This window comes from Algibacillus agarilyticus (assembly GCF_003286125.1).
GTDB lineage: Bacteria > Pseudomonadota > Gammaproteobacteria > Enterobacterales > Alteromonadaceae > Algibacillus > Algibacillus agarilyticus.
The window spans coordinates 1-10,101 of the sequence record NZ_QMED01000056.1 but is presented as its reverse complement, the minus strand read 5'-3'; the positions used below and the strand labels follow the sequence as shown (position 1 = coordinate 10,101).

The following is a 10,101-nucleotide window of genomic DNA, read 5'->3' as shown; positions in this document are numbered from 1 at the left end:
GCTCTTTTGAGTTCGAGCAACACAGAGTAAGCGCATTTAAAATTCGCCTGAAAGGAATGCCCCCAGCGGATTTGACCTGCGTTATCGGTATTTGAAAGGGAACAACCATTCTTGTACACCGACGCCTTGTTCAAAAACCGCTGGATGCGTTCTGAGAGATCACTTATTTATAGTCAAAGCGATCGGGTTTTAGGGGCAGGTTTCTCGTTCCAGACGAAACCGAAGTACTTACATCCATGTAAGCAAAGCCGTCAAGCTTCGAGACCCCATGAGCATATGCTCTACTATGTGATTGGGGCGAGTAAGCGCTGACAATGAACCATAAAAACCTGAGCGAGAAGACTATATATGAATTGGTATAAATTTAAAGGTTAAAATACGGTTGTAAAAACACACACCAAAAATATATACGCTCTGATGTTCATTTTATCAATTCGTTTATCGACACTCTGGCTGTAAATAGTGATAATACTGCTGACGGGGTAAAGGTTATTCACGCAACGTAATTTCTTTATCATCAATATGTATTCATTTAATCCTATATTGTTATAAAAATGTGGGATTGTAGGTATTAATATGCTGGATTTTTTTTCATCACTCTTTATTACGATTAAAGGAGTGATGCAGGGTTATGAGGTTAGTTTATTTGCAACGGGTCTTATATTGGTTGCTTATAAAATTATGCGAGCGTATGTATTTCCGCGAATAGAGAAAACGGTAGAGCATAGTAAGTTTAAAAGAGAACCTTTATCAAAAGCGGTTTCTTTTATGAAGGTTGGATTAAGGCTGTTTGGTTTTATTATTATTTTGTTTATTTGGGGATTCGATTTTCAAAATTTAATGGTATTAGCTTCTAGTTTATTAACGGTTGTTGGTGTTGCGCTTTTTGCGAGTTGGTCGATATTAAGTAACGTGTCTGCTTTTTTTATTCTATTAATGGATGAATCATTTAAACGTGGTAATTTTATACGGGTGGTTAATGGTGACAATTATATAGAAGGCTATATTTCGACGATTGATTTAATTAACACAACATTAATCACCGAAACCCGAGAAACAATTAAATACCCAAATAATTTAATTGTGATTAACCCGACAATTGTTTGCACTAAAACTCGTTTAAGTGCCGTTGGAAAAACTATGGAGTATTCAACGAAACCTATGCCGGTTGTGAGGCAGTCTTTTATCAAACGGAAAAATTTAAAATAAAGTCTATACCGCTATAAATATGCATTAATTGATTTAAATTTTTAAGATGACATTGTTATCACTCGCTAAATTTAAAGTCGGAATCTTTTTGTTTTTTTACTGAATACATGGCCTTATCAGCCGCTTCGAGCAACTCATTTTTAGTTTGACCATTGGCTGGGTAGGTTGCGATACCAATACTCGCACCGACTTGTACTTGTAATATTTTTTTATCAGTGTAAATCATACAGCTTTCTTCAATTCCCTTGATTTTCTCTTGCGCCAATTTTGTTAAATTTTCGATTTCATTAAAATCGGGGATCAAAATTGCAAATTCATCTCCACCAATTCGAGCGACAAGATCACTTCGTCTGGTATTTAGGCGTAATCGAGAACCTATTTGTTCTAAAACTTGATCACCTGCAAGATGACCATATGTATCGTTAACATCTTTAAATTTATTTAGGTCTAGGCTCATTATGGCAAATTCACCTCCTAGTCTTGCTTTTAACGCGAGTAGTCTTTCTATTTCTTCATCAAATGCGCGTCGATTATGTAATAAAGTCAGTGGGTCTTTATCAATTTTATTGCGTATATCATTTAATAACTGAAAACGTTCTAGTGTAAAACGAATTGAGCGAGAAATATTGCTGGGGGTTAATTCTGCTTTAGGTATGTAGTCTTGTGCGCCTAAACTAATCGCTTGCTCACCATATTTATCATCTAAGCCTGTTAATACGATAATGGCAATGTTTTTGGTTATTTGCTTCACACGGACAAGAGTTTCTAGTCCTGAACTTTCAGGTAAACCTAGATCAAGTAGGATCACATCTGGAGTAAATGCATTGAGCCGCTCTGCTAGTATTGTTAAGTCAGGAATGCTCGTAACAGAAAAATGTCGTTTGCTATCTTTCGATAAACACTTTTTTAATAAATATACATCTTCAGAGTCATCTTCGACTACAAAAACATCAATCGTTCTCATAAAGTTATTCTCTTCGCTGGCAGGTTTACAACGTTAAACCAATAGTCCATTATTTTAGTTAATATACTGACTAATTTTTCAAAAGCATAGGGTTTTGTAATGAAAGAGGCGGCCCCTAATGCATAACAGAGCTCAATATCGTCTGGTGATTCTGATGTTGTATAAATGATTATCGGCGTAGTTTGAAATAGCGCTAGTGTTCTTATTTTTTCTAACGCTTGGCGGCCATCTAGTTTAGGCATATTTAAGTCTAATAGAATAATATCAGGGAGTAACTCTGGGTTTTTTTGGCACTTTAGTCCATATTCAACAAAAGTACAGCCATCTGATAAATCAGATATTTGGCAATTTTGTTTAAGGGTCGCAAAGGCTTTTTTAAACAAATAAACATCATCTTCATCATCTTCAACAAGCAAAATATGCGGCATTAGTTTTCCTTTTTATTTTTTTGTTAATGGTAGTTCAATGATAAAGGTTGCGCTCACGTCAGGCACGCCGTGGGCATATATATTACCTTGATGTACAATTGCTATTTGTTTGCATATGGCTAAGCCTAGTCCACTACCTTTTGTTTTGTCACGCGCGATTAAGCGTTTAAACGGCTCAAATATCATTTCGTTGTATTCGTCATTAAAGCCAAGGCCATTATCTTTTATTGTTATTTGTAGAAAGGCTGTTTCGAACTTTATAATTTGTTCAACTGTTATCACTATTTCAGGAGTTCGTTCTGGATGTTTATAACGTAAACTATTTTGAAATAGATTTTGGAATAATTGCGAAAATAATCTTTCATCAACATACAGAGAGCAATCATTTTTTTGTTCAATTACGATGGCTTTCTCTTCAATCAGAAAGCTTAAGTCTTCTTGAGTCTGATTGATTATATGACTTAAAGTCGTGTGGTTTTCCTCTATTTCGCCTTTTCGTATTCTTGATAGTTGCAACAAATCTGTTATTAAATCTCGCATTCGATGGACCGCTTTATTTAGGCGATCCAATTCATATTCAGTTTCTTCGGTTAAACTTAGTTTTGATAAGCTCTCGGTAATACTGTCTGAGAAAGCTGAAATTTTACGCAACGGCTCTTGTAAATCGTGTGATGCAGCATAAGCAAATCGCTCTAGTGCTTTATTTGAATCTTCGAGTCTCACTGCGTTTTCTTTTAAATCAGTAATATCAATAAAAGTCCCTAATATTTGAACTTTAGTTTGGTTGGTACTGGTTCTTAAAATAGAATCGAACGAATAACACCAAATCCAATGCCCGTGTTTATGCTTAAAGCGATATTGAATCGCTCTGATTTGATTGTCATTTTTTTCAAGTATTTCTATTACATATTGGCTTATTCTTTCACGATCATCCGGATGAAATAACAGCATAAAATCTTTTATATTTGCTAAATCTTTCGCTGTGTAACCTGTTAATTCGGTATAGCGTTTATTGATTTTTATATTATGACTGTCATCAACTTCAAATATGTATAAACCGCATATCGCATTTTCAATAACATTTGATAAAAAAGCTTCGTTTTCGGATAATTTTCGTTCTGTTTCTTTTAATTCTGTTATCTCGCTCGCAGCCCCAACAATAAAGTTTACATTCCCTTCTTCATTTAATAGTGGGTGCAAGTTAGTTTTGTACCATTTATCAACGCCATTAAATGGGATCATTTCTATATATGAGTATGGCTGTTTTGTATCGGCGCATTTTTGGTATCGGGCGTAGATATTTTTTGCAACGTCGAGTGGTAAATATTGGGGTGCCATATCGACAATCGTTTTATTTAAAATATATTCAGCATTTATGCCTGAGGTTAATTGGGCTGCTTGATTAAATGCAGAGTAGAGTAGTTTATTTTTTTTCGCTTTTAATACAAAGGTCGCGTGATTTGTTCCTTCAAATATGGTTTGTAAAAATTGTGATTTTTCAGCTAATTTTATTTTTATGTTTTTACTATTTGTAATATTACTTAATGCACCAGACATAATAATAGGGCCGTTTTTATCATCTCTAATTGAGTCTCCTCGATTTAAAAACCAACCATACTCACCATTATCACCAATACCTAAATATTCAATCTCAAAACGTTCATTATCAATAAAATGACTATCAAGCGCTTTTTTTACATCAAGTTGATAATCAGGATGAATATGCTCTATCCAATGTTTATATTTTGGTTGAGAAGTGTATTGAGCTTGACCGATCATTTGCATAAATCGATTAGAAAACCACACTTCATCCGTTTTGACGTTCCATTCCCAAGTGCCGTCATTAGTGGCACTTGCACTGCGCTCTAACCTTAAGTGTGTATCAATAATTGTTTTTTCGGCTGCAATTTTTTCTGATAGATCATGGATTGAAAGTAAAGTTAATTGCTCGTTATTAAAATCATCTCTTATTACACTTATTTCTATGGGAATGAGTAAGCCAGATGCGGTTATACCTTGCGTTATGATGGTTGGGGCTTGATCTATACCTTGTTCGTGAGTCCTTTGTGCAACGCGATTGACTTCTTCAATAATCTCAGAGCTTTCCATGGCGATTATCGTTGATAAGTGCTTACCAAATAATGAATCTTGATCGTATTCAAATGAAAATAAAAATGAATGGTTAGCAAACCTAAATTTATTCTTGCTATTAATGATGACTGCACCAGTAGGCATTGCATCACTAATAAAACGAAATAATGAATGATCTTGAAATGCATTTTCAAAAAATTGACGTTTGACTTGTTCATCACTGAGTTGTTCTTTTGCGGTGTTGTATTGGGCTGTTGTTGGTAGTTTTATCGCTTCGGGGATGCTTTTAAAAACGATGACTGCTGTTATACAGGACACGATGGCCGTGACGGCTTTGGCTATAGCTAAAATACCATACGTACCATGCCAAATAGTATAAGTACCTAATAAATGTGTAATACCACAGCAGAGAATGAAAAGTGAAAAAAGAACAAAAATTTTGCGCTGGTATACATCGGGACGTTTTTTTAAAAAGAATAAAATAGCAACTGGTATCGAAAAATAAGCCAAGGCAATGCAAATATCTGAGAATACGTTGGTCCACAATAGGTGTGATTGCCAATGGTAGCAGTGCCCGTGTGGCATATAATCTGAGTTAAAAAATGAAGTAAATGTGTTCAATTTTAAATTCCTTTTGCGATAACCAGTTTCAATTGATTTCAACTTTGATTAACAGATAAGGTAAGTCGTATCTGTCGCCGTGTTATTTACCTGATCTGTGGTTAATAAATTGATTTATAGGCAATTTTTACTAATTACGGCGTTTAATTAGTTCGCTATAGCCCGCTATTACGGATGTAAACAGACCTTGTTCTAAGCGTAAAGTATTCTTTAGAATAAACTAAAAAACTATTCTTAAATACCGCGCATTAACTCCTTTTTATCCAGTGTTCAGGTTTATTAATAATAATTTAAGATAATGAATCTATTTATTAGTTTAGTTAGCTTGTCGCAAGTTAACCAAGTAATAAGCGCTTTATACTAAATAATTGGTTAAAGCTTGATTCTGTTTTAATCGGTTTAATTAAAAGAGGTGAGATAGCGTTTTTAGCTTGTTTAAATACAGTTGCAAGCAAAGTAAGCATTGGTGATAAATTACCTTGCTTGCATCGTTAATTCTTTATTTTTTCAATGGGGTACGAGGATAGGACTTTATAATGGCGCTTTTGTTAATTGCCCACATACCACAGCTTGTTTGGCTCCCGTTACTCGAGGGGCATTGCCAGGTAAGTGATTAACATGTTGATGAGCTAGCCAACCAAATGCCATTGCTTCCATGTAATCACTATCAATGTTTAGCGTTTCAGTACTGTGAAACGTCCAGTTAGGTAATGATTGCTGCAATTGCGATAGTAGATATTGATTATGATAGCCTCCACCGAATATGTATAAATCACCGGAACTGTAATGTTCATCAAGCTCTAAGATTGATTCTGCAATAGTATGAGCGGTTAAATGACATAGCGTTGCCATGATATCTGCTGTTTTAAATGTAAGCTCTGTGGTTTTGGTTACATCAACAATGTTTTTTAATAGCCAAGTTAAATTAAAATATTCTCGACCGGTACTTTTAGGGGCTGCTAATTTGAAATAAGGATCGGATAAAAAATGTTTGAGTAAAATATCATTACATTGACCAGAAGCGGCTAAGCTGCCTTCATGATCATATTTTAAGTTATAAAAATGTTCCGCTGCTGCATCTAATAATATATTACCTGGGCCTGTATCAAAGCCAAGGGTAGATCCTTTATTTAATATCGATAAATTAGCGATGCCGCCTATATTCAGTAGAACGGTTGGCTGCTCTCTATTTACAATCTGGGTATTATTAAATAAAAAGTCATGAAATAAAGGGATCAAAGGCGCGCCTTGACCCCCGACAGCTAAATCCATCCCTCTAAAATCGGTAATTGTGTTAATTGATGTTTCAGCGGCTATTATATTGCCATTAACCAGTTGCATACTAAATGGAAATTCTGAATTCGGGCTATGGCAAACGGTTTGACCATGGCAGCCTATAGCAATAATGGATGAGTGTTTAATTTTGTTTGTGGATAAACACAGATTAACGGCTTCAGCGTAGGCAAAACTTAACTTATTGGTTAAATGACCTAATGCCGTTAAGGTCGTTTGCTGAGCGTTACATAACGCGATAACTTCATTTCTAAGCGCTTTTGTAAACGGTACAGCCAACGTAGAAATTAAATGGCATTGTTGATTATCAATTACCTCTACTACTGCAACATCAATAGCATCGACGCTTGTACCTGACATGATCCCTATATATAAACTTGTTTGTCGTGCCATTATTCTAATACCTTACTTCGTCATTTTCGCTTAGCACTAATTGTAAATGTAAATAAATTTAGTCATTAAGCTTATAATTTAAGCCTACAAGGCTAAATAATATGTCTACTTCTGTAAATGAATTGTTGGACGCTTTATAGCTACAGCAAATAAATGTAACGTCTACCGCCCAAAAATTCATAAAATTTTAAATACAATGAAGTGTTACAAATAATCATATTGTTTTTATAAATTAGCTAAACGTTTTCTAATGCAGAATAGAGACTTGTACCAAGGTTTTGTCGAAGCGTTTAACTGAATCAGTTTAATTATTTTCAACAACGTGTTTAAGGTTCTCTAAATTATCTTGTAATACACCCCCTAAAAATGAATCCATCAATAATGCCATAAATGGCCCTGCGATAGGAATATCGACTTTACCTGATATGACCCATTCTACTAAGGTGCTTGAATCTTCTAATATATAATGTATCCCCGCTCTAGATGGAGGGTTATTATCGATGATTAAATCATAATCAATCCCATACCATTTATCTTCTCTAATAAAAGTTAAGCTACCTTTACCCGAAGTACCTTGCCAGCGTTGTGAAGCACCTTTGCCAGTGGGTTGTAATACTTGTATATTTAGAGAAGGGTCTTGTTTTAACCAAAGTGACCATTCAGGCCAGTTATCTAAGTTACCCACGTAATAATGGATCTTATCAGGAGCGCTATTAATTAAAATAGATTTATTGATTTGATAGGTATTAGGTAAAAAATAACTACAAGTCACAATTAATGCCAGCACAGCATAAATAGCGTAAATAAAAATACGAATTTTAGACATGAAATGGTCCAATAATATTTAACAGTAAAATAATGCGCTTAGTGTAAAGCGTTTAATCTGTAAATAAATACTAAACAACCTAGTCTTGATAAAAAATTCATTTCTGATGGTTATTTTGATCGATATCATTTGTCTAGATAACCTTGATCTATTGATTACATCAAACTGCTGAATCTCAAAACTAGAATTGAAGTTAAACAATAAATGGAAGAGCGTTATTATAAGGTGCGTAATTAGGTAAAAAGCGAGAATAACAGGTTGGTTAGATTTGTTTTTAAACGATAAGTGGTCGTTAATTGTTCGAGTTAAATTAATATCAATTTAATTGAAAAAGAGTGTTGACGGGTGAGATTAAATCCCTATAATGCGCCCCCACAGACAAGGCAGGCAACGCCGCTAAGTCAGTCGGGTTAAGGTTTTAATGTTAAATGCTTACTCCGAATGAAACACAGTTTAGACAGTTTTTTAGAAAGCTAAAAAACAATTTAAAATAAAGTGTTGACATTGAAATCAGGAAGCGTATTATTCGCATCCCGCTCAACGAGGTAACTCTTGCAGCGAACATCGAAAGATGGCTCTTTAACAATTTGGTAGCTTACTTATCTGTGTGAGCACTCGCAAATATTAAGTATATAAAATTAACTTAATGTTCTCTGAGTGACTTACACGGTCAAAACAAAACGAATATTAATTTATTTGTTTGCAAATCAGAATTCATTGAGACCCAGATTTACTTTTTTTGAAGAGTTTGATCATGGCTCAGATTGAACGCTGGCGGCAGGCCTAACACATGCAAGTCGAGCGGTAACATGAAGTGCTTGCACTTTGATGACGAGCGGCGGACGGGTGAGTAATGCTTGGGGATCTGCCCTAAGGTGGAGGATAACCATTGGAAACGATGGCTAATACTGCATAGTATCTTCGGATTAAAGGGGGCTTCGGCTCTCGCCTAAGGATGAACCCAAGTGGGATTAGCTTGTTGGTGAGGTAATGGCTCACCAAGGCGACGATCCCTAGCTGGTCTGAGAGGATGATCAGCCACACTGGAACTGAGACACGGTCCAGACTCCTACGGGAGGCAGCAGTGGGGAATATTGCACAATGGGGGAAACCCTGATGCAGCCATGCCGCGTGTGTGAAGAAGGCTTTCGGGTTGTAAAGCACTTTCAGTTGTGAGGAAAGTTTGATGGTTAATACCCATCAGATGTGACGTTAGCAACAGAAGAAGCACCGGCTAACTCCGTGCCAGCAGCCGCGGTAATACGGAGGGTGCAAGCGTTAATCGGAATTACTGGGCGTAAAGCGAGCGTAGGCGGCTGAATAAGTTGGATGTGAAACACCGGGGCTCAACCTCGGCCGTGCATTCAAAACTGTTCAGCTAGAGTCTTGTAGAGGGGGGTAGAATTTCAGGTGTAGCGGTGAAATGCGTAGAGATCTGAAGGAATACCAGTGGCGAAGGCGGCCCCCTGGACAATGACTGACGCTGAGGTTCGAAAGCGTGGGTAGCGAACAGGATTAGATACCCTGGTAGTCCACGCCGTAAACGATGTCTACTAGCTGTTTGTGTCTTTAAGACGTGAGTGGCGCAGCTAACGCACTAAGTAGACCGCCTGGGGAGTACGGTCGCAAGATTAAAACTCAAATGAATTGACGGGGGCCCGCACAAGCGGTGGAGCATGTGGTTTAATTCGATGCAACGCGATGAACCTTACCATCCCTTGACATCCACAGAAGCTGAAAGAGATTTTAGTGTGCCTTCGGGAACTGTGAGACAGGTGCTGCATGGCTGTCGTCAGCTCGTGTTGTGAAATGTTGGGTTAAGTCCCGCAACGAGCGCAACCCCTATCCTTAGTTGCTAGCAGGTAATGCTGAGAACTCTAAGGAGACTGCCGGTGACAAACCGGAGGAAGGTGGGGACGACGTCAAGTCATCATGGCCCTTACGGGATGGGCTACACACGTGCTACAATGGCAAGTACAGAGGGAAGCGAACTGGCAACAGTAAGCGGATCCCTTAAAGCTTGTCGTAGTCCGGATTGGGGTCTGCAACTCGACCCCATGAAGTCGGAATCGCTAGTAATCGCAGATCAGAATGCTGCGGTGAATACGTTCCCGGGCCTTGTACACACCGCCCGTCACACCATGGGAGTGGGCTGCACCAGAAGTAGATAGCTTAATAATGGGCGTTTACCACGGTGTGGTTCATGACTGGGGTGAAGTCGTAACAAGGTAGCCCTAGGGGAACCTGGGGCTGGATCACCTCCTTACCTAAGACTT

General features: G+C 37.3%; 6 protein-coding genes and 1 rRNA gene. 2 read left to right on the top strand and 5 right to left on the bottom strand.

Translation table 11 applies throughout. The features are described 5' to 3' along the window. Positions 1 to 576 precede the first annotated feature (576 nt). Positions 577 to 1,209, top strand: coding sequence for a mechanosensitive ion channel domain-containing protein (locus DPX34_RS21265; RefSeq protein WP_111980427.1), 633 nt, complete (start codon positions 577 to 579; stop codon positions 1,207 to 1,209). Positions 1,210 to 1,267: 58 nt separating this feature from the next. Here DPX34_RS21265 and DPX34_RS21260 read toward each other — a convergent pair whose 3' ends face one another. From DPX34_RS21260 to DPX34_RS21240, 5 genes are all read right to left on the bottom strand, one after another. Further along, on the bottom strand, positions 1,268 to 2,173 hold the full coding sequence (locus tag DPX34_RS21260) for a GGDEF domain-containing response regulator (protein ID WP_111980426.1): 906 nt from the start codon (positions 2,171 to 2,173) through the stop codon (positions 1,268 to 1,270). After that, positions 2,170 to 2,601 carry a response regulator gene (locus tag DPX34_RS21255; protein WP_111980425.1) on the bottom strand — a complete coding sequence of 144 codons (432 nt, stop codon included), beginning with the start codon at positions 2,599 to 2,601 and terminating at the stop codon, positions 2,170 to 2,172. The genes DPX34_RS21260 and DPX34_RS21255 overlap by 4 nt, the downstream gene beginning before the upstream one ends. 12 nt (positions 2,602 to 2,613) lie before the next feature. Further along, positions 2,614 to 5,313, bottom strand: a complete 2,700-nt coding sequence (locus tag DPX34_RS21250; protein ID WP_111980424.1) for a PAS domain S-box protein — start codon at positions 5,311 to 5,313, stop codon at positions 2,614 to 2,616. Between the two features lie 531 nt (positions 5,314 to 5,844). Beyond that, positions 5,845 to 6,999: an anhydro-N-acetylmuramic acid kinase gene (locus tag DPX34_RS21245; protein WP_111980423.1), complete on the bottom strand. Its 1,155-nt coding sequence runs from the start codon at positions 6,997 to 6,999 to the stop codon at positions 5,845 to 5,847. A gap of 304 nt (positions 7,000 to 7,303) precedes the next feature. Then, positions 7,304 to 7,825 carry an SRPBCC family protein gene (locus DPX34_RS21240; RefSeq protein WP_111980422.1) on the bottom strand — a complete coding sequence of 174 codons (522 nt, stop codon included), beginning with the start codon at positions 7,823 to 7,825 and terminating at the stop codon, positions 7,304 to 7,306. Positions 7,826 to 8,561: 736 nt separating this feature from the next. Here DPX34_RS21240 and DPX34_RS21235 point away from each other — a divergent pair. Continuing rightward, positions 8,562 to 10,091: ribosomal RNA gene (locus DPX34_RS21235) — 16S ribosomal RNA — on the top strand. The last annotated feature ends 10 nt before the right edge of the window (positions 10,092 to 10,101 follow it).